Origin of the sequence: Xanthomonas campestris pv. campestris str. ATCC 33913, from assembly GCF_000007145.1 — a bacterium.
Lineage (GTDB): Bacteria > Pseudomonadota > Gammaproteobacteria > Xanthomonadales > Xanthomonadaceae > Xanthomonas > Xanthomonas campestris.
Map to the genome: position 1 here is coordinate 2,422,582 of NC_003902.1, position 24,744 is coordinate 2,447,325.

The 24,744-nt window shown below is 61.9% G+C and carries 27 protein-coding genes and 1 pseudogene; 14 read left to right on the plus strand and 14 right to left on the minus strand.

Features of this window, described 5'->3' with window-relative positions; translation table 11 throughout:
• Positions 1-104: 104 nt before the first annotated feature.
• Both XCC_RS10660 and XCC_RS10665 read right to left on the minus strand, forming a co-directional pair.
• Positions 105-413, minus strand: a complete 309-nt coding sequence (locus XCC_RS10660; protein WP_011037215.1) for a XapX domain-containing protein — start codon at positions 411-413, stop codon at positions 105-107.
• Between the two features lie 665 nt (positions 414-1,078).
• Complete coding sequence (locus XCC_RS10665; RefSeq protein WP_011037216.1) at positions 1,079-1,447, minus strand: response regulator; 369 nt, start codon at positions 1,445-1,447, stop codon at positions 1,079-1,081.
• 83 nt (positions 1,448-1,530) lie between these two features.
• On the opposite strand from XCC_RS10665, the gene XCC_RS10670 reads away from it, so the two are divergent.
• From XCC_RS10670 to XCC_RS10680, 3 genes are all read left to right on the plus strand, one after another.
• On the plus strand, positions 1,531-2,847 hold the full coding sequence (locus XCC_RS10670) for a two-component system sensor histidine kinase NtrB (RefSeq protein WP_011037217.1): 1,317 nt from the start codon (positions 1,531-1,533) through the stop codon (positions 2,845-2,847).
• A 330-nt stretch (positions 2,848-3,177) separates the two neighbouring features.
• Complete coding sequence (locus tag XCC_RS10675; RefSeq protein WP_011037218.1) at positions 3,178-11,835, plus strand: GH36-type glycosyl hydrolase domain-containing protein; 8,658 nt, start codon at positions 3,178-3,180, stop codon at positions 11,833-11,835.
• Positions 11,832-12,116 carry a hypothetical protein gene (locus XCC_RS10680; RefSeq protein ID WP_011037219.1) on the plus strand — a complete coding sequence of 95 codons (285 nt, stop codon included), beginning with the start codon at positions 11,832-11,834 and terminating at the stop codon, positions 12,114-12,116. Before XCC_RS10675 ends, XCC_RS10680 begins: the two co-directional genes overlap by 4 nt.
• Positions 12,117-12,282: 166 nt before the next feature.
• Here XCC_RS10680 and XCC_RS10685 read toward each other — a convergent pair whose 3' ends face one another.
• Positions 12,283-12,723, minus strand: coding sequence for a hypothetical protein (locus XCC_RS10685; protein WP_223645310.1), 441 nt, complete (start codon positions 12,721-12,723; stop codon positions 12,283-12,285).
• A gap of 355 nt (positions 12,724-13,078) precedes the next feature.
• Positions 13,079-13,499, minus strand: a pseudogene (locus tag XCC_RS10690) (DUF3693 domain-containing protein); the annotation flags it as partial.
• Between the two features lie 127 nt (positions 13,500-13,626).
• Here XCC_RS10690 and XCC_RS22095 point away from each other — a divergent pair.
• The 9 genes from XCC_RS22095 (at position 13,627) to XCC_RS10730 (ending at position 18,374) form a co-directional block, all read left to right on the plus strand.
• Entirely contained in the window at positions 13,627-13,794 is a 168-nt protein-coding gene (locus tag XCC_RS22095; protein ID WP_165442008.1) for a hypothetical protein, read from the plus strand.
• A gap of 91 nt (positions 13,795-13,885) precedes the next feature.
• On the plus strand, positions 13,886-14,827 hold the full coding sequence (locus XCC_RS10695) for a rolling circle replication-associated protein (RefSeq protein WP_029628957.1): 942 nt from the start codon (positions 13,886-13,888) through the stop codon (positions 14,825-14,827).
• Positions 14,824-15,120, plus strand: coding sequence for a G5P family DNA-binding protein (locus tag XCC_RS10700; protein ID WP_011037222.1), 297 nt, complete (start codon positions 14,824-14,826; stop codon positions 15,118-15,120). Before XCC_RS10695 ends, XCC_RS10700 begins: the two co-directional genes overlap by 4 nt.
• A gap of 3 nt (positions 15,121-15,123) precedes the next feature.
• The gene (locus XCC_RS10705; protein ID WP_019237633.1) at positions 15,124-15,375 is read left to right on the plus strand and encodes a hypothetical protein; all 252 of its coding nucleotides are present in this window, start codon (positions 15,124-15,126) and stop codon (positions 15,373-15,375) included.
• A 27-nt stretch (positions 15,376-15,402) separates the two neighbouring features.
• Positions 15,403-15,531: a Phi-Lf prophage-derived major coat protein gene (locus XCC_RS10710; protein ID WP_005918131.1), complete on the plus strand. Its 129-nt coding sequence runs from the start codon at positions 15,403-15,405 to the stop codon at positions 15,529-15,531.
• Positions 15,532-16,138: 607 nt separating this feature from the next.
• Positions 16,139-16,486 carry a hypothetical protein gene (locus XCC_RS22780; protein WP_164923334.1) on the plus strand — a complete coding sequence of 116 codons (348 nt, stop codon included), beginning with the start codon at positions 16,139-16,141 and terminating at the stop codon, positions 16,484-16,486.
• Positions 16,438-16,719 (plus strand): hypothetical protein, encoded by a 282-nt coding sequence (locus tag XCC_RS22785; RefSeq protein ID WP_194734391.1) that lies wholly within the window; start codon positions 16,438-16,440, stop codon positions 16,717-16,719. The genes XCC_RS22780 and XCC_RS22785 overlap by 49 nt, the downstream gene beginning before the upstream one ends.
• A gap of 10 nt (positions 16,720-16,729) precedes the next feature.
• Positions 16,730-17,050, plus strand: a complete 321-nt coding sequence (locus tag XCC_RS10725) for a minor coat protein (protein ID WP_011037230.1) — start codon at positions 16,730-16,732, stop codon at positions 17,048-17,050.
• Position 17,051: 1 nt separating this feature from the next.
• On the plus strand, positions 17,052-18,374 hold the full coding sequence (locus XCC_RS10730; RefSeq protein WP_011037227.1) for a zonular occludens toxin family protein: 1,323 nt from the start codon (positions 17,052-17,054) through the stop codon (positions 18,372-18,374).
• Positions 18,375-18,393: 19 nt separating this feature from the next.
• Here XCC_RS10730 and XCC_RS10735 read toward each other — a convergent pair whose 3' ends face one another.
• Positions 18,394-18,702 (minus strand): chloride channel protein, encoded by a 309-nt coding sequence (locus XCC_RS10735; protein WP_075272161.1) that lies wholly within the window; start codon positions 18,700-18,702, stop codon positions 18,394-18,396.
• 66 nt (positions 18,703-18,768) lie between these two features.
• Positions 18,769-19,095 (minus strand): DUF3653 domain-containing protein, encoded by a 327-nt coding sequence (locus XCC_RS10740; RefSeq protein ID WP_011037228.1) that lies wholly within the window; start codon positions 19,093-19,095, stop codon positions 18,769-18,771.
• 173 nt (positions 19,096-19,268) lie between these two features.
• On the opposite strand from XCC_RS10740, the gene XCC_RS10745 reads away from it, so the two are divergent.
• Together XCC_RS10745 and XCC_RS10750 are read left to right on the plus strand one after the other, a co-directional pair.
• Entirely contained in the window at positions 19,269-19,607 is a 339-nt protein-coding gene (locus XCC_RS10745) for a DUF3653 domain-containing protein (protein ID WP_011037229.1), read from the plus strand.
• A gap of 66 nt (positions 19,608-19,673) precedes the next feature.
• Positions 19,674-19,982: a chloride channel protein gene (locus XCC_RS10750; protein WP_075272161.1), complete on the plus strand. Its 309-nt coding sequence runs from the start codon at positions 19,674-19,676 to the stop codon at positions 19,980-19,982.
• A gap of 19 nt (positions 19,983-20,001) precedes the next feature.
• Here the strand turns inward: XCC_RS10750 and XCC_RS10755 are convergent, their stop codons facing one another.
• The 8 genes from XCC_RS10755 to XCC_RS10790 form a co-directional block, all read right to left on the minus strand.
• On the minus strand, positions 20,002-21,324 hold the full coding sequence (locus tag XCC_RS10755) for a zonular occludens toxin family protein (protein WP_011037227.1): 1,323 nt from the start codon (positions 21,322-21,324) through the stop codon (positions 20,002-20,004).
• A gap of 1 nt (position 21,325) precedes the next feature.
• Complete coding sequence (locus tag XCC_RS10760) at positions 21,326-21,646, minus strand: minor coat protein (protein WP_011037230.1); 321 nt, start codon at positions 21,644-21,646, stop codon at positions 21,326-21,328.
• Between the two features lie 10 nt (positions 21,647-21,656).
• Entirely contained in the window at positions 21,657-21,938 is a 282-nt protein-coding gene (locus XCC_RS22790) for a hypothetical protein (RefSeq protein ID WP_194734391.1), read from the minus strand.
• A complete protein-coding gene (locus XCC_RS22795) occupies positions 21,890-22,237 on the minus strand; it encodes a hypothetical protein (protein ID WP_164923334.1) in 348 nt (115 codons plus the stop codon). The genes XCC_RS22790 and XCC_RS22795 overlap by 49 nt, the downstream gene beginning before the upstream one ends.
• 607 nt (positions 22,238-22,844) lie before the next feature.
• A complete protein-coding gene (locus tag XCC_RS10775) occupies positions 22,845-22,973 on the minus strand; it encodes a Phi-Lf prophage-derived major coat protein (RefSeq protein ID WP_005918131.1) in 129 nt (42 codons plus the stop codon).
• 27 nt (positions 22,974-23,000) lie between these two features.
• A complete protein-coding gene (locus tag XCC_RS10780) occupies positions 23,001-23,252 on the minus strand; it encodes a hypothetical protein (protein WP_019237633.1) in 252 nt (83 codons plus the stop codon).
• 3 nt (positions 23,253-23,255) lie between these two features.
• Positions 23,256-23,552, minus strand: coding sequence for a G5P family DNA-binding protein (locus XCC_RS10785; RefSeq protein WP_011037222.1), 297 nt, complete (start codon positions 23,550-23,552; stop codon positions 23,256-23,258).
• Positions 23,549-24,490 (minus strand): rolling circle replication-associated protein, encoded by a 942-nt coding sequence (locus XCC_RS10790; RefSeq protein WP_043877755.1) that lies wholly within the window; start codon positions 24,488-24,490, stop codon positions 23,549-23,551. The genes XCC_RS10785 and XCC_RS10790 overlap by 4 nt, the downstream gene beginning before the upstream one ends.
• Positions 24,491-24,744 lie beyond the last annotated feature (254 nt).

A 24,744-nucleotide genomic window follows, 5' to 3' on the forward strand; every position in this document is an offset into this window, starting at 1 on the left:
CGACTCGGCGGGTTAACCGATGCGCTTGCGCGTTCGAAGAACGCGGCGGCCGTGGCCAAACGCAGGCGGCACGGTGTGGATCAGATCGAACTGCGGCGGCCAATTTATGTGTCGTGCCCGTTGTCACGCGTGGGTGGCGCCAATGGCGGCGCAGAAGGCATATCCGCCGGTGCACGTTCGCCCTTGGGCAGGTGGCCGAACATATGCGGCTTGACCTGATGGCCGATCCACGAGGTCTCGCTGTGGCTGCGCGTCGTCAGCTGACGCACAAGTGGGGGCAACTGCTCGCCGACCAGGATGCCGAGCAACCCGATCAACGCAATGACCGGCGGCGCTGGCGAGCGCACGTTGAGCAGGCTATAGATCACACCGACCAGCAGGCCGGCGCCAAGTGAAAGCAGATAAGGCTTCATCACGCATCTCCCTGCTTCAGCGCCCGCTGCACACTGGCCGTGACACCTGCAACAGCGCACAGTCGCTGGCGATCGCTACCGCGCCCGCACCCGCGCGCGACACGCGCTACGTACCTCTGTGCTGCAGTGCTAGTACTAACGAAGAAAAACGCATCTGCCGTGCCGAAGGGCAGGGGCAGGGGCAGGGTGCGGCCAACGAGCGCGTGGCCCTGGCGCGAAAAATCGGACAACGTCATCGACGTGATCTCTCTGGATGGGGGACCACCAGGTCATGACATCTCACGACACCAGCGGTGTCGTCCATGCTGGGCGCTGCGCGACGAATCCAGAACACCGCGTCGGGGCAGTGCCCAATGCCCCGATCGGGGGATGCGGCCATACGTTACGCAGCGCTTAGCCGGAGCGCCTTGGAACCAAGCAGGGCCCATACTTGTCAGACAAACGCATCGTGCAACGACCGCGCAATGTTTCGCTAAAGGTTTCGGATTCGGCGTCCACTCTTCATCGGTGACGTCGCTTTCGGTGCAGCTAAGCGTAGCGCTCGGTCAAGCACACGATCCACGCCAAGTGAGGAGCGCGGGTGGGAACACCAGTAACTCCAGGCAATGCATCGCTGCAGAGATTCATTGCACAGCATTTGCAAACAACGAAGCGCGCGCTCGCTATCAGTGACTGACAAACGCCTCGATGTTCTGCACGAGATTGCGGCAGGTGTAGGGTTTGCTCAGGAAGGCCGTGCGCGGCGGCAAACCCTTGGGTGAGGATCCCAGGCCCGAGGTCAATATAGCCGGCAGGTTATTGCCGTCGGCCCGTAGGTAGGCAATGAGCCCATACCCATCCAGGAGACCCGGCATCTGAAGGTCGGTGAACAGGAGCTCGATTGCGGGGTGCGCATCGATCAGCTCGAGTGCTTCTTGCGCATCAGCAGCGGCGACAACGCCGTAGCCCTTGTCTACCAACAGCAGCATGGCGATCTCGCGCAAGCCGGCATCATCGTCGACCACAAGCATCAACCGTTCGATTGGAGCGGGCATGAGGCAGGACTTCTTCAGATCGACTCGTAACAATACGTCGCGCAAATGAAGGCTGCGTGATCTACTGGTAAGCTATGAACGCAATGCAAGACTTTCCTGACCATCGTTATCGGCAAATGGTCGAGCTATCGCTGGATTCCATCAAGGAAATTTCGCTCGATGGCCGCGTGGTATTCGTCAACTCGCACGGCTTGGCCAGGGTCGCGGCGCGCAATGCGGACGCCGTCATCGGCAAACAGTGGGCATCGCTGTGGCCGGAAGAATTCAGGCCCAGGATCGAAGAGGCGCTCGCTGCGGCGGCGCGTGGCGAATCGCAGCGGTTTGAAGCCGAATGCACTACCGACGATGGCCACCGGCACTTCTGGCTGGTGTCGACAAACCCGCTGCGTGCTGCCGACGGCCATGTCGAGGCGGTGCTGGCGGTCAATCGCGATATCACCGAACGGCGCCAATCGCAGCAGGCGCTGCGCACGCTCAATGACAGCTTGCGCACCCAGCCCGAGCTGCTGGGCCCGCAAAGCGAGCTTGCAGACGCGATTGACCAGGAGCTGCAAAGCTATAGAAATGCCTCGGCGCCGGAGATCGAAGGCGAGCTCGATATCGCACGCGCTGCGCAGCGTCTGGCCGAAGCGGTCGCCGAGCGTGCGCAGGAAGGAGAGGCCGTCGGCCAGCTCCTGGCCGGCGTCGTGCACGACCTGAACAACGTGCTGCAAACGGCCGGCGCGGCCATCGAGATGGTGCAGACGCGCGCCTCGGTCATCGGCCAGGACAAACAGCTTCTGGGGATGGCACAGAGCGCACTGCAGAAAGGCTCGATCATGGCGCAGCGCTTGTTGGGGTTTGCGCGCCACCATCCTTATGCCCCCGAGTGCATAGACCTGGGCGACCTGGCGGAGCGCCTGATGCCGCTACTGCAACAGGCGGCGGGAAGTACCGTTGCGGTCGAATTACATCAAGAAGCGTCACTGCGGTTCGTCCTGGCCGATGCGCACTCGTTGGAGCGCGCGCTCTTGAACCTGGTGATCAACGCACGCGATGCCTGCGCGGAAAGCGGCCACATTCGCATCACCTTGGGCAACCAGACGACGAGCGATGCCACCGATGCCGACGATCGTGCGGCAGGTGAATACGTCACGCTTGCCGTGCAGGACAATGGCAAAGGCATTGCACCTGACGTGCGTGACCGGCTGTTCGATGCGTACTTCACCACCAAGCCGGTAGGCAAGGGCACCGGCCTGGGGTTGGCCCAGGTTGACGGTGCGGTTCGGCAAGCCGGTGGATTCATCGATGTCGAATCCGAGCCGGGCCATGGCGCCTGTTTCATCCTGGGCTTTCCCGCGGCGGATACGCAGTGCCGCCCTGGCGATACTGCCAGCGCGCCGGGCCAACAAACCGACTAGGTGTTTGATGCCAGGTTTTGATGGTGCAGTATTTTCCCTCGATGGAAGGAAGCACTACGGGCCAGGTTCTGCACGGGAGCGCCACCACCACAGAGTCGATCCGTTGAGCGATACAACGATGCACGAAGGTTCGAAAGGGGACATCGCTTACCAAGATCGCACAGCTCTCCCGCACTCCGGCTGATCTGCCCCGCGCAACGGCACTGCAAGCGAATGCCTCTGGCGCCTGACCCAATGTCAGCCACTGTCCTGAAGCCTTCACATGTCACCTGGCGCTAGCGCGCATGATCCTGGCTCTAGCGGCGCTCACGCCGCACAGGTCCTGTCTCCATGCTTCCACCACGGAAGGCTTCTGCGTTTTCTCTCTGGTGGCAGTCGATTATCCAACCAGCAGCACTACCAACACAGTCGGCGCGTAATGCTGGAATTCCCAGCGCAGCCCTGCTCGGCGATGAACAAATGGAGGGCCTGGCACGTGCGCTGGCAACCTCGCATGTGCTCTACACAGGGCCGGCACGGGAGTTGCTGCTATCGGGGCTCAGACGCAATCAACGGGCGCTTGGCAGTGCAGCAGCGCAGCTGAGCCAGATGGTTGCTGAGGGGGTGCGCATGCATCCTGCCGGGGAGTGGTTGCTGGACAACTATTATCTGGTTGAAGAGCACATGCGCCTGGCGCGACTGCATCTTCCGCCAGGCTACAGCCGACAACTGCCGCGTCTGCAGACGACAACCGCGACTGGCCTGCCGCGTGTCTACGAGCTGGGGCTGCAGGTTGTTGCGCATGGCGATGGCCGTGTGGACGCAATCACGCTGAGTCGCTTCATCGCCGCTTATCAACAGGTCGCGCCGCTCAAACTTGGCGAGCTATGGGCGGTTCCAATCGTGCTCCGGCTGGCCTTGATCGACAACGTGCGCCGCATCGCCGACGACATCATGCACGATGGACGCGACACACATCTCGCCGCGCAGTGGGCGGCGTTGCTCAATGCCACCGCTGCAGCGCAGCCCAAGGATGTCGTGGCCGTCGTGGCCGACATTGCACGCTCGCAGCCGCCCGCCACCGGGGCATTCGTGGCTGAGCTCACGCGCGGTATCCAAGGCCGTGGCCCCGTGTTGTCGATGGCCAGTGCATGGGTAGAGCAATGGTTGGCCAGCGAAGGCCACAGCGTGGAGGGCTTGGTGCATGCCGAGAGCCAGCGCCAAGCCGCCGAGCAGGTGTCGATCAGCAACAGCATCGGAAGCCTGCGTTTTCTGGATCAGATGGATTGGCGCGAATTCGTCGAGAGCATGAGTTTGGTCGAGCAGACCCTGCGCAAGGATCCCGCCGACGTCTATGCGCGCATGGATTTCCAGACCCGGGATGCCTACCGCCACGTAGTGGAATCGCTGGCGCAGCACATCCGCGGCGACGAGACAGAAGTGGCACAGGTCGCGTTGCAGCTGGCGATGCGGGCCGACGACCGGAGCTCGGTCGCCGCACATGTGGGCTATTTCTTGGTGGATGCGGGGCTACCCACGCTGCGTGCAGCACTGCGCGCGCCACATACGCCTGCGCAAGCGTTGCCGATCTCGCACCGGCCGCATGCACGCAGGGTGCCGCTGCCAATCTATCTGGTGCCGATTGCACTGATCTCGCTGCTATGGGCCGGCCTCCTGATGCGATGGCTGCCGGCCTTGCCGCCGGCTGTGTGGTGGTCTGTCGCTGGCCTTGCAATGCTGGCCGCCAGCGAGCTGGGGATCGCGTTGGTCAACTGGGTGGCAACGCTGTGGGTGCGTCCGCATCCATTGCCTCGCATGGAGTTGCGCCTGGGCATTCCGCCCGACTGCCGCACGCTGGTGGTGATGCCCAGCATGCTGGCAAACGCAGCGGCGATCGATGAGCTGGCTGCCGCGCTTGAGGTGCACGCGCTGGCCAATCGCGATGCACAGCTCTACTTCGCCCTGCTCACCGATTTCCTGGATGCGCCAGAGGCATCGCAGCCGGCCGACGCATCGTTGCTAGCGCGCGCAGCGCAGCACATCGAGCGGCTCAACGAACGCTATGCCGATGCGCACGGCGACCGATTCTTCCTCTTGCACCGGGCACGCCAGTGGAGCGCCGGCGAGCGCTGCTGGATGGGTGCAGAACGAAAGCGCGGCAAGCTGGAAGCCCTCAACCGGCTGCTATGTGCCGAGGACGTGGCTCTGCAAGCTGCGACCGAGTTCCTGCAGGTGCAGGGCGATGTCACCGCATTGGTGCATGTGCGCTATGTGATCACCCTGGACAGTGACACTCAGTTGCCCAGGGATGCTGCCCGTGCGCTGGTGGGTGCCATGTCGCATCCACTGAACGTGCCGCGCCTGGACGCGACCGGCCAACGCGTTGAAGCCGGCTACGGCATTTTGCAGCCTGGCCTTGGCACCGGTATGAGCGAAGGGGGCGAGTCGCGGTTTGCACGCATGTTCGGCATCGAACCAGGCATCGATCCCTACACACGTGTGGTGTCCGATGTGTATCAGGACCTGTTTGGCGAAGGCTCGTTCATCGGCAAGGGGATTTACGCGGTGGCGACCTTTGAACAGGTCTTGGCCGGTCGCTTCCCCGACAACTGCGTGCTGAGCCACGACCTGCTGGAAGGCTGTTACGTGCGTGCCGGGCTGCTCAGCGATGTGCGCCTGTACGAGCGCCACCCACAGCGCTACGCCACGGATGCCAAGCGCCGTGCGCGCTGGGTGCGCGGCGACTGGCAATTACTGCCGTGGCTGCTGCCGTGGGTGCCTGACCGCGACGGCCGATATGCGCCTAATCCGCTGTCGTGGCTATCGCGTGGCAAGTTGCTGGACAACCTGCGCCGCAGTCTGGTGGCACCGGCCGCCTTCGCCTTGTTGTTGACCGGTTGGTTGGCATCGCCGACACCCGTGCGCTGGACGCTCTGGTTGCTGCTGCTATGGCTCTTGCCAGGGCTGTGTTCGGCAGCGTATGCGCTGGCCCATCCTCCTGAGGGATTGGCATGGCACCATCATGCGCGCCAGGTGGCGGTGGGGCTGCGTCAATCGATGCTGCGCATTGGCGTGGTGCTTGCCTGCCTGCCATTCGAAGCCGGACTGCAGCTGGCAGCCATCGCGCGCTCGCTGGTGCGCATGGCAGTTACCCACCGCCATCTGTTGCAGTGGGCGCCGTCCAGCGAGGTGGAACGTGGTGCGCGCAGTGGCGACGCAGAGCATCGGGTCATGGCAGGCGCTGCCTGCACCGCGGCGCTGGTCGTCGCAGCGGTGGCCTGGTTGGCTCCGTGGGCGTTGTGGGCCGCGTTGCCAATGGGGCTGAGCTGGATGGCAGCGCCTTGGTTGATGGCGTGGCTGGGCGAACGTCCCGCCGCGCCGGTGGCACAACTGTCGCAGGAACAGCGCGTGTTTCTTGGCGGATTGGCAAGGCGCACCTGGGCATTCTTCGAGGCCCATTGCACGGCGCAGCATCACTGGCTGCCGCCGGACAACGTGCAGGAGTATCCCGAGACCGTGGTGGCCAGCCGTACCTCGCCGACCAATATCGGCCTGGGCCTGCTCGCCAACCTGGCCGCCTACGACCTGGGCTATCTGACCATGGGCGGGGTGATCGCGCGGGTGACCGACACGCTGACCACGTTAGAAGGGTTGCCGCGTCACCGCGGGCATTTCTACAACTGGTATGACACCGAAACTCTGGCGCCGCTGTCGCCACGCTACGTGTCCACCGTGGACAGCGGCAACCTTGCCGGGCATCTGCTGACCCTGCGCCAGGGCCTGCTGGCGCTGGCAGATGCGCCGCTGCTGCACTCGGCGCTCTTCGATGGGCTGTCTGACACCGTTGCCGTGCTGGCCGAGCAGCCGCGTGGTGATGGTGACGGTGCCGCTCTTGCTGCAATGACCTACGCACTGGATGGGGTGCGTGAGCTACCGGTGCCGACGGTAGTGCAAGCCAAAGCGACATTGCAACTGCTGCTGGCGCAAGGCCAACTGATGCGGGCAGCACGCCAGGGTAGCGGCAGCGAGGCGCCCGATCCTTGGCTGCAGCGCTTAGTGGAGACCTGTGAAGCGGTGCTGGCCGAGCTGAGCCATTGCACCTCTGCAGAGGCCGATCCCGAGACAGATGCACCGGTAGCACACGACAGCCGTGTCGCAACGCTGCGGCAGCTGGCCGCAACCGATGGTACGCCCGGCACGCAGCGTTGGGCCTCTGCACGTCTGCAGGAACTGGAGCAGCTGGCGCAGGTCGCAGGCCGCTTGGCAGAGATGGACTACGACTTTCTTTATCGCCCCGCGCAGCAGCTGTTGTCGATCGGCTATAACGTCGACGAACGCCGCCTGGATGCGGGGAATTACGATCTGCTCGCTTCGGAAGCGCGCCTGGGAATCTTCGTGGCGATTGCGCAAGGCAGGTTGCCGCAGGAGAGCTGGTTCGCCCTCGGGCGCACACTGACCGATACCGGCGGCGAGCCGACGCTGCTGTCGTGGAGCGGCTCGATGTTCGAGTATCTGATGCCTGATCTGGTGATGCCAAGCTACCCGCAGACGCTGTTGCATCGCTCGATGCGCGGCGCAGTGCAGGCGCAGATCCGGTATGGCGTGGCGCGCAATGTGCCCTGGGGCGTGTCCGAATCCGGTTACAACACGGTAGATACGCAGCGCAATTACCAATACCGCGCCTTTGGAGTCCCTGGGCTCGGACTCAAGCGCGGGCTGGGCCAGGATCTGGTGATCGCGCCTTACGCCAGCGCAATGGCGTTGATGGTCGAACCGCATGCGGCGTGTCGCAATCTGCAGCGGCTGCATGGGTTGGGATTTGGCGGGCAATTCGGTCTCTACGAAGCGATTGATTACACGCCGGCGCGCGTCCCGCGTGGCACCCAGCATGCGGTGGTGCGCTCTTTCATGTCGCACCATCAGGGCATGGCGCTGCTGGCGCTCGACCAGGTGCTGCGTGATGCGCCCATGCAGGCCCGCTTCATGGCCGACCCACAATGCCAGGCAACGGCATTACTGCTGCAGGAGCGCGCGCCGCGCGCCGGTGTTTACCTCAAGGGATTGACCGACGCCGAAGATCGACCAGTGCCCAGCGAGGCGGGGATGGCGTTGCGCATCTATCGCGATCCGGACCTGCCGCAACCGGCGCTGCAGTTGCTCTCCAATGGGCGTTATCACGGAATGCTGACCTCCGCCGGCGGTGGCTACAGCCGCGCGCGCGACATGGCCGTCACACGCTGGCGCGAGGACGGTACCCGCGATCATTGGGGCACCTTCTGCTATCTGCGCGACGTGGACAGCGGTGCTACATGGTCGGCCGCACATCAGCCGACCTGCGTACCGGTGGAGCGCTACGAGGCGATCTTTTCGGATGCAAAGGTCGAGTTCAAAGGCAGCCACCAGGGCTACGAGAGCCATCTGGAAATCGCCATCTCCGCCGAGGACGATGTGGAGCTGCGGCGACTGCGCATCCGCAATCGGTCACGGCAGACCCGTGTCATCGAAATCACCACCTACGCCGAAGTGGTGTTGGCACCGGCCGCCTCCGACGAAGCACATCCGGCGTTCAGCAACTTGTTCGTGCAGACCGAAATCCTGGCCGACAAGCAGGCACTGCTGTGCACACGGCGCCCGCGTGGACATGACGAAGCGCAGCCGTGGATGTTGCATTTGGTTGCCGTCCACGATGCGGATGTGGCGTCGATCTCCTACGAGACCGATCGCGCCGCGTTCGTCGGCCGTGGCCGCAGCACCCGCAACCCAGTGGCGTTTAGCGGGCAGGGCATGTTGTCCGGCGCCGCAGGTTCGGTACTTGATCCCATTGTGGCTATCCGTTGCCGCATCGCGTTGGCACCAGATCAGCAGGCGCAGGTGGACATGGTCTACGGCGTGGGCACCCAGCGCGAGGTGTGCAGTGCGCTGATCGACAAATACCGTGACCGCCGCCTGGCTGACCGCGTGTTCGATCTGGCACTGACACAGAGCCAGGTCACGCGCCGACAGATCAACGCCTCGTTGGAAGACGCGATGCTCTACGAACGGCTTGCCGCGCGCGTGCTCTTCGTCGACCCGCAATTGCGCGCCGATAGCGAGGTCTTGCTGCATAACCATCGAGGACAATCGGCGCTGTGGAGTCATGCCATTTCCGGCGACCTGCCGATCGTCCTGCTGCGCATCGCCGACCCGGACAATGTGGCGTTGGTGCAGCAGCTCGTACAGGCACATGCGTATTGGCGGCTCAAGGGGCTGCGTGCGGATCTGGTGATCTGGAACGAGAGCCAGTCCGGTTACCGGCAACAGCTACAGGACACCATTCTGGGGCTGATCGCCGCCGACCCGGAAGCCAATGTGCTGGACCGCCCAGGCGGCATTTTCGTGCGTGCCATCGAACACATCTCGCAGGAAGACCGGATCCTGCTGCAAACCGTGGCACGTGCAATCCTCAGCGACGCCAACGGCACGCTTGCCGCACAGTTGGAGCGCCTCGCCGGCCGGCGCGCGCAGCCGCCGCTGCTGGAACATCTGCCGCAGCAGGCCGATCTCACCGATCAGCCTAGCGCGTCGGTGCTGGAAGTTGCAGTCGCGCAGGCTGAGGCAGGCCAGCTGCTGTTCGACAACGGCCTTGGTGCGTTTGCCGCCGATGGTCGCGAATACTGCATCACCCTGGACGAGGGCACGACCACGCCGGCGCCGTGGTGCAACGTGATGGCCAATGCGCAATTCGGCACCGTGGTCAGCGACAGCAGCCCCGGCTATACCTGGGCCGAGAATGCGCATGAGTTCCGGCTGACGCCCTGGCATAACGACCCGGTCGGCGATACCTGTGGCGAAGCGTTCTACCTGCGCGATGAGGAGACTGGCCAGGTGTGGTCGCCGATGGCGCTGCCGTGCCGCGGCAGCGGGCGTTATACAGTGCGCCACGGCTTCGGCTACAGCGTCTATAGCCATACCGAACATGGCATTGCCAGCGAGCTCTGGGTGTTCGTCGATGTAGAGCAGCCCATCAAGTTCAGCCATCTACGGCTGAAGAACCTCTCCGGCCGCGCGCGTCGGCTTAGCGTGACTGGCTATGTGGAATGGGTACTCGGTGACATCCGCACGCGCTCGCAGCTGCACGTGGTGAGTGAGGTGGATTTGGCAACCAGCGTGCTCACTGCACACAATCCATACAACACCGAGTTCGACGGCCGCGTCGCCTTCTTCGATGCCGATGCGCCCAGCGGCAGTATCAGTGCCGACCGCAGCGAGTTCCTGGGCCGCAATGGCGACATGCAGGCGCCAGCCGCGCTGTCCCGGCAGCGGCTGTCCGGTCGGGTCGGCGCAGGGCTGGACCCATGTGCGGCGATCCAGATCCCGGTGACCCTGGAGGCCGGACAGAGCATCGAGACGGTGTTCCGGCTGGGCGCGGCCAGCAGCCGCGATGCGGCGCTGGACGTAGCGCGGCGCAGTCGTGGCGTGGCCACCGCACACGCGGCGTTGCTTGCCGTGCGCACGCATTGGGAGCAGGTGCTGGGCAACGTCCAGGTGACCACGCCCGACCCGGCAGTGGACCTGTTGGCCAACGGCTGGCTGCTCTATCAGACCATTGCCTGCCGGTTCCTGGCGCGCAGCGGCTATTACCAATCCGGAGGCGCTTTCGGGTTTCGCGACCAGTTACAGGACAGCATGGCGATGGTGCATGCGCAGCCGGAGCTCAGCCGCGCGCACCTGCTGCGCAGCGCCGCGCGCCAGTTTCCACAAGGCGATGTCCAGCATTGGTGGCATCCGCCACAGAACCGCGGCGTGCGCACGCAGTGTTCGGACGACTTCTTGTGGTTGCCGCAAGCCATTTGCCGCTACCTGGACACCACCGCTGACAGCGGCGTGCTCGATGAACTGGTTGGTTTTATTGACGGGCGTGCACTCAAGGCCGACGAAGAGTCGTATTACGACCTGCCTGCTGTGACGGGCGCGCTGCAGTCGCTCTATGCGCACGGCGTGCTCGCACTGCAACGCGGCATGGCACATCTGGGCGAGCGTGGTTTGCCGTTGATCGGCAGCGGCGATTGGAACGACGGCATGAATCGCGTCGGCAAGGAAGGGAAGGGCGAAAGCGTGTGGCTGGGGTTCTTCCTCTACGACACACTGCTGCGTTTTTCTGCCGTGGCGGTGCAACACGGCGACCACGCCTTTGCCGCTACCTGCCAAGCACACGCGCAGACCCTGCGTATTGCGCTGGAGCGGCATGCCTGGGACGGGCAATGGTATCGGCGCGCCTGGTTCGACGACGGCACGCCGTTGGGGTCGCATACGTCGGACGAGTGCCGCATCGATTCGCTGTCGCAAAGTTGGTCGGTGTTATCCGGCGCGATGGATCCGGCACGCAGTGCGCAGGCCATGGATGCAATGCACCAGCAGCTGGTTGATGCGGACGCAGGCGTCGTCAAGTTGTTGATGCCGCCATTCGATCGCACCGGGCATGACCCCGGCTACATCCGCGGCTACGTGCCCGGCGTGCGCGAAAACGGGGGGCAATACACCCATGCAGCGGTCTGGGCGGCGATGGCCTTCGCGTACCTTGGCGATAGCGCGCGAGCCTGGCAGCTCGCCGGGCTGATCAACCCCATTCACCATGCGCTGGATGCGCAGGCAGTGCAGCGCTACAAAGCCGAACCTTACGTGCTGGCCGCCGACGTCTACGCGGTGGCCCCGCATACCGGTCGCGGCGGCTGGAGTTGGTATACCGGCGCAGCGGGCTGGATGTATCGGTTACTGACCGAATCGCTGCTCGGTCTGCAGCGGCGCGGTACGCGTCTACAGATCACACCGTGCATTCCGGCCGCATGGCCGGGCTACCAGCTGCGTTATCGGTACGGCACGAGCACCTATGTCATCGACATCACCCAGCGTAAAGGCGGAGATGCCAGGCTGGAGGTGGATGGAATACCCCAGGCAGCGCTTGCTTTCACCCTGATCGATGACGGCGCGGTCCACGCTGTCGCTCTGGAGTGGCCAGGAGACGCGACATGAGCATCCGCACCAATACCGATCACCAGCTGTCCGACCTGGGCAAGATGCTGGCCGTATGGCCACAGCGGGTGCGCGACCCAAGCCAGTTCTGGCCGCAATTTGATGCGCTGGCGCAACGCATTCTCGATAGTGCCGCCCAAGCCGACATCGTCTGCGTGCGGCGTGAGTTGCAACGCTTATTGCACCGCAACGGGCTGAGCCGTGCGCGATGGACATTCGCAACGACTAGTTCCAAAGAACCGCAACGCGTCGGGACGAGGGCGCTGCTGGCTACGAAATGAGTGGGTACGATTCCGGGGCGCTTATCGGGGTAGGGCACCGGAACCATTATTCGACGCCAAGTTCTCGGCGGAGACCTGAAACATGGGCGCGGCCCACCGCCAGTTCATTAATAGCGCCTACTGCGTCTGACTTGTTAGCGTTATGCGCCCCTGGACGAATGACGCCTCAACAAGGTTCGCGTAGCTGGGTCCATCCATTCTGAATCCGCTGCAGGCGGCGCCCTTGCATGCAGCGCTGGCCTGGCTTCAATGGTCCGGGTTCGTAACGCGGTGCGACAGGCTGATCCTGCCAAAGCTGTCTGCGCATCGCTGCGATTTCTTGCGCGGCCTCTGCATCCATTTGAGCTAATTGACGGTTGAGTTGTCGCTGTTCGCTCGGCGTCATCGGGCGCATCAATTCAGCGGTCATCGCTGCAGCCTGGCGGCGAGCATTCCACTCGATCAGCCCGACAGCAACCACCACAAGTACGGCCAAGCAGATGCCCGCCTTGATCCAAAAGTCTGAGGAATCGGGTACTGACCGTGTCGGCCCTCGGTAGCTTCTGGGGCGAAATTCGACACCATCTAGCCCGGCATCTTTCCCTAGTGTCGGTTCTTGGCGTTCCATGCGTCCCCCCTGAGTCGTTGCGCGCATTGTATCGCCGGGTTGTAGGGGGCATCAGCTCGCTACGGAGACGCTTGCCTCAGCCAGCGCGACCGAAGTAGCGTTCCCGCCATTCGCCAAGGTCCACCACAACGACCTCGGCCATTGACTGCTGAACCGTCTTCATCGCCACGCCACAGCAAATCTCGAAGCTGGCGCTCGAGTGTCCGTTCGCCCATGGGCACCAAGATTACAGCCAGCCAATCGCCAGCCGGGCAGCAAGGTGGACTGCGGTCAAATTGTAGGTGGTGTTGCTAATGCTGCGAGTTCCGTTTTGCGAGGGGAGTGGTTTGGCAGGCAAGACTTGATCCAAAGGCAGACCAAACGAATTCGCGATCGTGCCGACCGATACGCCATTTCGCATAATGTATAGAAGGTGCCGTTAGGGCGAGCGGTGAAAGGGCCGTCAGCAGCCCCTCATGCGCCCCTGTGTGCACCGCGAGCACCACCAGCGCGACCACCGCGGCGGCCGCGCTTAGCCTGTCCAACACTGATCGCCATAGCGCTCTCTCTGCCGGCGTGCCCGCTCGTTCTGCGTGAATTCTTGCCATCCACGATCCGCCGTCGAGCTTTGCCATCGCGCAGAGTTGCGCAATTCGTTCATCTGACAGCGGCTTGTCGCCCATTCGCGCCTTAGAAAGCAGCTGGCGCTGAATTCCCATTTTGGTCGCCAAAGCCATATCTGACGGGAGAGAGCAACTCTCCTTCACTTTGTCAAGTAGCTCGTCTACAGCTGCCATGGTGTCCTCGTGGTTGACAAGATGTGGTCCGATTAGATTACATTCGCTGGTGTCGTCCTTGTGGACCACACCCCGCCCCCCGGTTCCCCTCCGGGGCCCGGGTCAAGGGGTAGGGGATAGGGGCTTCATGGACACACACGCACTCGCACTGCTCAGCGCCTCCGCGCTGACCGTTGGCTTCGGGCTAGTCCGCCTCGCCGGCTGGGTGCGTGATCGCAAGCATGCCGCGATGGTCGCGCAAATTGAGCAAGCCGCGCTGGTCGCAATCGCATATCGCGAGGTGCGACGTGGCTGACGGCACCTGCTCGTTCTGCGGTGAACCCACCGTCTACTTTTTCCCCGGTGGCCTCTGCGTTTCTTGTACGTCGAAGAACGCACGCATCCGCATGCAGGAACAGCCCACGCAATCGCGTGAGCTATCCGCGTTTGATGCATCTGTGGGCGTCATGCAGGCCGCTACGCGCCGCACTGAAATTGCCGCAGAGAAGATCCAAAAGAACAAGCGTGTGGTCGGCACAAGCGTGCGTGAGTTCGACGCTGCCCATCCCATCGCATTGACCCCAGAGGGCCAGCGCGCAGCGCTGGCCCTTGGGCTTGTCCATTACAAAACAAGTGACACGCGGGCCTCTACAACCGGCACCGTGACCATCGAAATTGACCCGCTACAAGCGCGGGCGCAACGGCTGCGCAAGTCCGTGATTACCGGAGCACGTCTGCATGACCAGGAAGCGAAAAAAGGCTCCTTCCGTGGTGCGTGGTATTTCCTCACGCTCACCTACCGTGATGGAAGCGACAGCAGCCCTCGTGACGTTAGCGAACTATTTAAACGCATGCGCGGCCACTTCAATCGCCTTAAATCTGGGCGCGCACGGTGGAACCGTGAAAGCTTTCGTTACGTATGGGTCGGAGAGCTCACCCAACGATTCCGACCGCACTACCACGTGATGTTGTGGGTGCCTCAGGGCATGTTTTTTGGCAAGGTCGATCAACGCGGATGGTGGCCCCATGGCAGCAGCCAAATCGAGAAGGCCCGCAACTGCGTCGGCTATCTCGCCAAATACGCAAGCAAGTTCACCGCCATTACAGCTGCTGCTTTTCCCAAGGGATTTCGCACACACGGCTGCGGTGGACTCAACACCGAATCCAAGCGCGAATTGCGCTGGTGGAAAGCACCCAAAGACGCGCGTGAAGCTCTCGGCGGGGAAGCGGATATCCGCAAAGCAAAGGGCGGATGGTTCGACAGGCTTACCGGAGAGTTCTGGCCGTCTCCGTGGAAAGTCACATTCATTTTCGGCCGGACATTCGCCTGGAAGGTAGTCCAACTATGAAAGTGCAGATCATGAGTTCCGCTGTCGCTGTTCGTTCGTTCCCCGCGCGCGAGGGTAAGCCCGCGACGCATTTCCGTGAGCAGACCGCCGCTGTGCTGCGTGAGGGCGATTTCCCACTGCCGTTCACCATCGGTCTGGACGAGGATCAACCGCCGTATGGCGAGGGCTTCTACATCATCGATCCCAAGTCGTTGCAGAACAATAAATTCGGCGGTCTCGAGTTCGGCCGTCGCATTCGTCTGATTCCGGACCTCACTGCGAAGCTGCAACAGCAGCCCGCAAAGGTCGGGTGATTCATGGCGATGTGCGTAGCCCTGCAAGTGGATGGCACGTTGGTGCCCACCGGCCAATCGGTCGGCGAGTGCAGCGGCTACGTGCTCGTCAGTGGTAGCGAATACAGCGTGTATGCGCTGGTGCAAGAAGCGTTCGCAATGCCCAGCCAGGAGGACGCCGTAGCGTGGTCCACCGGCTGCTGTGGCCTGGTGATCGTGTGGTTCGTCCTGGGGCGCCTTGCCGGCAGCGTCGCGGGCATGTTCAACGACCGGTAAATCAATCAATCAAATAGGAGAGACAACATGGGTGACATTCTGACTGGCGTGAGCGGTGCTGAAGCTGCTACCGCGATGATCGCAGCGGCCGCAATCATTGCCTTGGTGGGCTTCACCAAGTGGGGTGCCAAGAAGGTTGCAAGCTTCTTCGGCTAATGGTGGTGAGGGCAGGGCGGCGCTTCGGTGTCGCCCTCTCTCTTTCTGGGGTGGGGCGATGATTATTTTGTTGTTCTGTGGATTCATGGGCGCGCTGTGCGGTTGGGCAGGCGTCAAGGGGTTGGACGCGTGATTCGCGTTTCGTTGGCAATGCTGATTCTTTTAGCGCTCACGTTCTCTCCTATCGTGCATGCTACGTGCGTGCAGACTGAGCCATCAACGTCTGCAAATAACGGTTCGTGGGCCTGTAGCGATCAGGGAGAGGCATTCGCGAAGGCGTCTTCCATGGGTGTGCCTGCTGATCTTTCGGTGTGTCGTATGAAATCCATCCGTGCGGTGTCTTCTGGTCCTGGCGTTTTCTCGCAGCGCATGACCTATCCCGGCGACACATGCGGGATCGGGTATGACCTCGATATTGGCACCGGCAATGCCACGTATCCGGACACTGCTACCTGTGCAAAGCGACCGTCCCAAAGCGGCTGGACTAATCCGACAGCACCCACGCCATCTGACGTTTGCAACGATGGCTGCTACTACACGTATGCCGTCGATGCTGGTGGCCCCAAGGGCTACACCTATGTGCCTAGTGGCGCCACGTGCACTACGGATGATGCAGCGCCTCCTATCGATGACGGTGGTGATGGCGATGATGATGGTGGTGGAGACGGTGGCGGCGATGGTGGTGGAGACGGTGGCGGCGATGGCGGTGGAGACGGCGGTGGAGACGGCGGTGGAGACGGCGGTGGAGATGGTGGTGGAGACGGCGGTGGAGATGGTGACGGCGGTGGTGATGGCGATGGCGATGGTGACGGTGATGGCGACGGCGACGGTGATGGCGATGGTGATGGTGATGGCGGAACGCTTCCCGGCGACGGTGATGGCGAGGAAGGCGGCGAGGGCGCACCCATGTCTGAGCTCTACAAGAAAAGTGGCAAGACTGTTGAGTCTGTGCTGAGCAAATTCAATACGCAGGTGCGCGGCACGCCCATGGTGGCCGGTATCGGCGATTTCATGAAAGTACCCTCCGGCGGATCGTGTCCTGTGTTCTCGCTGGGTGCGTCGAAGTGGTGGGACGCCATGACGATCAATTTTCACTGTGGCGGCGATTTCCTGGCGTTTTTGCGCGCGGCTGGCTGGGTGATTCTCGCCATTGCTGCGTACGCCGCAATTCGCATTGCTGTGACCTGAGGGCGACGCTATGCAAGCAGGTTGGTTCAACGATTTGACCGCGTGGCTGTGGCGTGCGGTCAAGATGGTGTGGCAGGCGATTGTCGATTTTGTGGGCGACTTGTTTGTGATGTGGCTGGAACAGTCGCTGTCGGCAATTCTCTATGTGCTGACGTTGCTGCCCATGCCCGACTTCATGAAGGGGCAGAGCATTGGCGGCATGCTCGGTAATGCGGGTAGCACCATCTTGTGGTTTGCCGATGTATTCATGATTGGTCCGGCGCTGGTGATGATCGGCGCGGCCATGATTTTTTTTCTCCTTCGCCGCGTGCTGACGCTCGGGATTTGGTGACATGCTCGTATTCAATGAAGGTGTGCCGCGTGCCGGCAAGAGTTACGACGCGGTAAAGAATCACATTCTTCCGGCGCTCAAAAAGGGGCGTCGTGTGTTTGCGCGATTGAATGGGTTGCGCTTTGACCGCATCGCCAAGCACCTGGGCATGGCGGAGAATGATGTTCAGCACTTGCTTGTGCTGGTGGACACCAAGGACGTGTCGAAGTTGTTTGCGTGCACGCAGGACGAGTCGGGCAAGTGGTGTATCCCGGACGAGTTCAAAGACGCATTGGTTGTGATCGATGAGGTGCATGAGTTCTACGTCAACGAGCGCAAGCCGCTCGCGCCGGCCGTCGAGAATTTTTGGGCGCTGCTTGGCCAGAACGGCGGCGATGCCGTGATCATGACGCAATGGATCAACCGCTTGCACTCGGCGGTCAAGGCGCGCATCGAGAAGAAAAACACGTTCCAGAAGCTCACCGCTATCGGCATGAAGGGCCGCTATCGCGTGACGTATTTCCACACGACCTCACCGGGCAAGTTTGAGAAGGTCGGCGGTCAAACGCTCAAGTACGACCCGGCCATTTTTCCGCTCTATGACGGCTATGCGCCTGGTGCCGAGAACACCGAGGTTTACGAGGAGGGCGGTAAAAACGTCTGGGCCGCGATGGCTGTGCGCGCTGCCATCTTCCTCACACTCGGCGGGGTCGGCATCTACTTCTTCATGCACTATTTCACCAAGGATCGCGCCGATCCCAACAAGCCTATGGCATCTGCCAGCCAGACCACCAAACCCACGCACGTTGGCGCGGGGTTTGCTAACGGTGCGCCGAGTGTGCCGATTCAGCCGCCTCCGCCTGATCCGCTCGCAGACCTCACGCAAGAGCAGCGCTATGTGGCTCAGCTTGCCGACAAGGGCCGCATTCGGCTCTCCGCGCGGGCGCGCGTAGGTGATCAGGACCGTGCGTGGATTCAGTGGATTGACGCGAGCAACAACGTCGTGGAGGAGTTGGATCTGTCGCAGTTGCGCGCCCTGGGTTACAGCGTCAGCGTCGTCACGTATGGCGTGCGTCTTTCGGCCGGCAAGCACATCATGGTGGCCACCGCGTGGCCCTGGACCGCGCCCATTCGTGAGAAGGACGCACGGCTTTACAACATGGCCCCAGACGGGAGCGGCGGCGCTGCTGGCGTTGCGACCGCAGGGAGTGACGGCGGCGGCGCTGACCGCGACCAGGTGCGCGGCGGCGTGATCGAGTACGGACCGCGCACCCAAGGCACGTTCCCGGACAACAAGGGTTACAGTTCAAGCACCAGCACGCCGGCCACCACGTTGCAGATGTAGTTTCGTGACGCGTCACGATTTAGCACGGATCGTTTGGCAATTCTTGCCATCCATTAGATAGCCGACGGAAGCGCTTGTGTTGAATGCATCGTTCGTTCGATTCCAGCGCTCGTAGTTGCAGCGTCGGCAGTTCTGCAGGTTGGGTGCGGGGCCTGTACAGCGGTTGCGGGGCGACTGGTAGCGCTGCACTGACGCTGCGCATGGTGAAGTAGCCCAGGCATAGCGCCACCACGCCGGCAAGCGCTGCGGTCATCAGCTGGCCTACGAAAATGCCTAAGGCGATTTCCCACCAAAGCCCATCATGGTTGTTCTGCGGTCTGTAGCTCATACGGCCCCCTGTGACGATGAGCGGGCATTGTAGGGGTGTAGGGGCATAGCCCCTACGGATAACGCCTCACACGCGGCCTTTGCGCCTCCGCGCCGGTGCTGATGATAATCCTGCGCATTTCGCCGCTGGACCCGTATCCACCCGTTGCAAACCCGCCTTTTTCTCCTGCCGTTTTCTGAACTGGTCACGGAGATAGATCACGCCGGCCGGCCGTTTGGGCGGTGTCTTGGCGCGGCCCTCGGCCATCATGGTTGACCACTCACGGGCTATCGTGCAGGTCAGCGATAGCCACTGTAGATCCGATGGTGCGATGGATCTGCCTTCGGGCGTGATGAGGTGGCCACCCTGGAACGAAAAACCGGCCCAAGGGCCGGTGAGTGTTTTATTTCGCATCCGCCAAACTCCATGTGGCGGGCCATGGTCGCCGCCGCGGCGTGATCGCAGCAGCAAGCCATGCCAGTAGCCTCCTGACATAATATACATTATGCGAAATGGACTGTATTGACGCTCCTGTGCCTCGTGGCGGTCTATCAATGGTTGTCCCTCCACAGGAAGCGGACCGGACAATGCAGCTAGACACCTACGATCACGTAGACCTGACCGGCCCCTGGGCCGGTTTTGGTTTTCAGGGCTATCGATTCTTCACCCCGGAAGGCCGCGAAGTGCGGCCGGAAGAAATGCGGTGGTGGTCGCTGACATGCACCATCGCGCGCGAGTGGGCGCTGATGATGGCCGAAGAGCGGGAGCGTGTGTGGCATCCCCGCCCGGCCGAAGTCATCTACCTGCGGGACGTGATCCGGCGCAGGCGTGAAAGGCGGTTATCAGTGGTGGATGGCGCGGGGTCCGCCGACAGGGCGCGAGTGATCCGAGCAACGCGGGGGCCAAGAGATCCACGGCGCGGGTGAGGCGTTATCCGTAGGGGCTCTGCCCCTACACCCCTACAATGCTCGCTCATCGTCACAGGGGGCCGTATGAGCTACAGACCGCAGAACAACCATGATGGGCTTTGGTGGGAAATCGCCTTAGGCATTTTCGTAGGCCAGCTGATGACCGCAGCGCTTGCCGGCGTGGTGGCGCTATGCCTGGGCTACTTCACCATGCGCAGCGTCAGTGCAGCGCTACCAGTCGCCCCGCAACCGCTGTACAGGCCCCGCACCCAACCTGCAGAACTGCCGACGCTGCAACTACGAGCGCTGGAATCGAACGAACGATGCATTCAACACAAGCGCTTCCGTCGGCTATCTAATGGATGGCAAGAATTGCCAAACGATCCGTGCTAAATCGTGACGCGTCACGAAACTACATCTGCAACGTGGTGGCCGGCGTGCTGGTGCTTGAACTGTAACCCTTGTTGTCCGGGAACGTGCCTTGGGTGCGCGGTCCGTACTCGATCACGCCGCCGCGCACCTGGTCGCGGTCAGCGCCGCCGCCGTCACTCCCTGCGGTCGCAACGCCAGCAGCGCCGCCGCTCCCGTCTGGGGCCATGTTGTAAAGCCGTGCGTCCTTCTCACGAATGGGCGCGGTCCAGGGCCACGCGGTGGCCACCATGATGTGCTTGCCGGCCGAAAGACGCACGCCATACGTGACGACGCTGACGCTGTAACCCAGGGCGCGCAACTGCGACAGATCCAACTCCTCCACGACGTTGTTGCTCGCGTCAATCCACTGAATCCACGCACGGTCCTGATCACCTACGCGCGCCCGCGCGGAGAGCCGAATGCGGCCCTTGTCGGCAAGCTGAGCCACATAGCGCTGCTCTTGCGTGAGGTCTGCGAGCGGATCAGGCGGAGGCGGCTGAATCGGCACACTCGGCGCACCGTTAGCAAACCCCGCGCCAACGTGCGTGGGTTTGGTGGTCTGGCTGGCAGATGCCATAGGCTTGTTGGGATCGGCGCGATCCTTGGTGAAATAGTGCATGAAGAAGTAGATGCCGACCCCGCCGAGTGTGAGGAAGATGGCAGCGCGCACAGCCATCGCGGCCCAGACGTTTTTACCGCCCTCCTCGTAAACCTCGGTGTTCTCGGCACCAGGCGCATAGCCGTCATAGAGCGGAAAAATGGCCGGGTCGTACTTGAGCGTTTGACCGCCGACCTTCTCAAACTTGCCCGGTGAGGTCGTGTGGAAATACGTCACGCGATAGCGGCCCTTCATGCCGATAGCGGTGAGCTTCTGGAACGTGTTTTTCTTCTCGATGCGCGCCTTGACCGCCGAGTGCAAGCGGTTGATCCATTGCGTCATGATCACGGCATCGCCGCCGTTCTGGCCAAGCAGCGCCCAAAAATTCTCGACGGCCGGCGCGAGCGGCTTGCGCTCGTTGACGTAGAACTCATGCACCTCATCGATCACAACCAATGCGTCTTTGAACTCGTCCGGGATACACCACTTGCCCGACTCGTCCTGCGTGCACGCAAACAACTTCGACACGTCCTTGGTGTCCACCAGCACAAGCAAGTGCTGAACATCATTCTCCGCCATGCCCAGGTGCTTGGCGATGCGGTCAAAGCGCAACCCATTCAATCGCGCAAACACACGACGCCCCTTTTTGAGCGCCGGAAGAATGTGATTCTTTACCGCGTCGTAACTCTTGCCGGCACGCGGCACACCTTCATTGAATACGAGCATGTCACCAAATCCCGAGCGTCAGCACGCGGCGAAGGAGAAAAAAAATCATGGCCGCGCCGATCATCACCAGCGCCGGACCAATCATGAATACATCGGCAAACCACAAGATGGTGCTACCCGCATTACCGAGCATGCCGCCAATGCTCTGCCCCTTCATGAAGTCGGGCATGGGCAGCAACGTCAGCACATAGAGAATTGCCGACAGCGACTGTTCCAGCCACATCACAAACAAGTCGCCCACAAAATCGACAATCGCCTGCCACACCATCTTGACCGCACGCCACAGCCACGCGGTCAAATCGTTGAACCAACCTGCTTGCATAGCGTCGCCCTCAGGTCACAGCAATGCGAATTGCGGCGTACGCAGCAATGGCGAGAATCACCCAGCCAGCCGCGCGCAAAAACGCCAGGAAATCGCCGCCACAGTGAAAATTGATCGTCATGGCGTCCCACCACTTCGACGCACCCAGCGAGAACACAGGACACGATCCGCCGGAGGGTACTTTCATGAAATCGCCGATACCGGCCACCATGGGCGTGCCGCGCACCTGCGTATTGAATTTGCTCAGCACAGACTCAACAGTCTTGCCACTTTTCTTGTAGAGCTCAGACATGGGTGCGCCCTCGCCGCCTTCCTCGCCATCACCGTCGCCGGGAAGCGTTCCGCCATCACCATCACCATCGCCATCACCGTCGCCGTCGCCATCACCGTCACCATCGCCATCGCCATCACCACCGCCGTCACCATCTCCACCGCCGTCTCCACCACCATCTCCACCGCCGTCTCCACCGCCGTCTCCACCGCCGTCTCCACCGCCATCGCCGCCACCGTCTCCACCACCATCGCCGCCACCGTCTCCACCACCATCATCATCGCCATCACCACCGTCATCGATAGGAGGCGCTGCATCATCCGTAGTGCACGTGGCGCCACTAGGCACATAGGTGTAGCCCTTGGGGCCACCAGCATCGACGGCATACGTGTAGTAGCAGCCATCGTTGCAAACGTCAGATGGCGTGGGTGCTGTCGGATTAGTCCAGCCGCTTTGGGACGGTCGCTTTGCACAGGTAGCAGTGTCCGGATACGTGGCATTGCCGGTGCCAATATCGAGGTCATACCCGATCCCGCATGTGTCGCCGGGATAGGTCATGCGCTGCGAGAAAACGCCAGGACCAGAAGACACCGCACGGATGGATTTCATACGACACACCGAAAGATCAGCAGGCACACCCATGGAAGACGCCTTCGCGAATGCCTCTCCCTGATCGCTACAGGCCCACGAACCGTTATTTGCAGACGTTGATGGCTCAGTCTGCACGCACGTAGCATGCACGATAGGAGAGAACGTGAGCGCTAAAAGAATCAGCATTGCCAACGAAACGCGAATCACGCGTCCAACCCCTTGACGCCTGCCCAACCGCACAGCGCGCCCATGAATCCACAGAACAACAAAATAATCATCGCCCCACCCCAGAAAGAGAGAGGGCGACACCGAAGCGCCGCCCTGCCCTCACCACCATTAGCCGAAGAAGCTTGCAACCTTCTTGGCACCCCACTTGGTGAAGCCCACCAAGGCAATGATTGCGGCCGCTGCGATCATCGCGGTAGCAGCTTCAGCACCGCTCACGCCAGTCAGAATGTCACCCATGTTGTCTCTCCTATTTGATTGATTGATTTACCGGTCGTTGAACATGCCCGCGACGCTGCCGGCAAGGCGCCCCAGGACGAACCACACGATCACCAGGCCACAGCAGCCGGTGGACCACGCTACGGCGTCCTCCTGGCTGGGCATTGCGAACGCTTCTTGCACCAGCGCATACACGCTGTATTCGCTACCACTGACGAGCACGTAGCCGCTGCACTCGCCGACCGATTGGCCGGTGGGCACCAACGTGCCATCCACTTGCAGGGCTACGCACATCGCCATGAATCACCCGACCTTTGCGGGCTGCTGTTGCAGCTTCGCAGTGAGGTCCGGAATCAGACGAATGCGACGGCCGAACTCGAGACCGCCGAATTTATTGTTCTGCAACGACTTGGGATCGATGATGTAGAAGCCCTCGCCATACGGCGGTTGATCCTCGTCCAGACCGATGGTGAACGGCAGTGGGAAATCGCCCTCACGCAGCACAGCGGCGGTCTGCTCACGGAAATGCGTCGCGGGCTTACCCTCGCGCGCGGGGAACGAACGAACAGCGACAGCGGAACTCATGATCTGCACTTTCATAGTTGGACTACCTTCCAGGCGAATGTCCGGCCGAAAATGAATGTGACTTTCCACGGAGACGGCCAGAACTCTCCGGTAAGCCTGTCGAACCATCCGCCCTTTGCTTTGCGGATATCCGCTTCCCCGCCGAGAGCTTCACGCGCGTCTTTGGGTGCTTTCCACCAGCGCAATTCGCGCTTGGATTCGGTGTTGAGTCCACCGCAGCCGTGTGTGCGAAATCCCTTGGGAAAAGCAGCAGCTGTAATGGCGGTGAACTTGCTTGCGTATTTGGCGAGATAGCCGACGCAGTTGCGGGCCTTCTCGATTTGGCTGCTGCCATGGGGCCACCATCCGCGTTGATCGACCTTGCCAAAAAACATGCCCTGAGGCACCCACAACATCACGTGGTAGTGCGGTCGGAATCGTTGGGTGAGCTCTCCGACCCATACGTAACGAAAGCTTTCACGGTTCCACCGTGCGCGCCCAGATTTAAGGCGATTGAAGTGGCCGCGCATGCGTTTAAATAGTTCGCTAACGTCACGAGGGCTGCTGTCGCTTCCATCACGGTAGGTGAGCGTGAGGAAATACCACGCACCACGGAAGGAGCCTTTTTTCGCTTCCTGGTCATGCAGACGTGCTCCGGTAATCACGGACTTGCGCAGCCGTTGCGCCCGCGCTTGTAGCGGGTCAATTTCGATGGTCACGGTGCCGGTTGTAGAGGCCCGCGTGTCACTTGTTTTGTAATGGACAAGCCCAAGGGCCAGCGCTGCGCGCTGGCCCTCAGCGGTCAACGCGATCGGATGGGCAGCGTCGAACTCACGCACGCTTGTGCCGACCACACGCTTGTTCTTTTGGATCTTCTCTGCGGCAATTTCAGTGCGGCGCGTAGCGGCCTGCATGACGCCGACAGATGCATCAAACGCCGATAGCTCACGCGATTGCGTGGGCTGTTCCTGCATGCGGATGCGTGCATTCTTCGACGTGCAAGAAACGCAGAGGCCACCGGGGAAAAAGTAGACGGTGGTGTCACCGCAGAACGAGCATGTGCCGTCAGCCACGTAGCACCTCGCGATATGCGATTGCGACCAGCGCGGCTTGCTCAATTTGCGCGACCATCGCGGCGTGCTTGCGATCACGCACCCAGCAGGCGAGACGGACTAACCCGAAGCCAACGGTCAGCGCGGAGGCGCTGAGCAGTGCGAGTGCGTGTGTG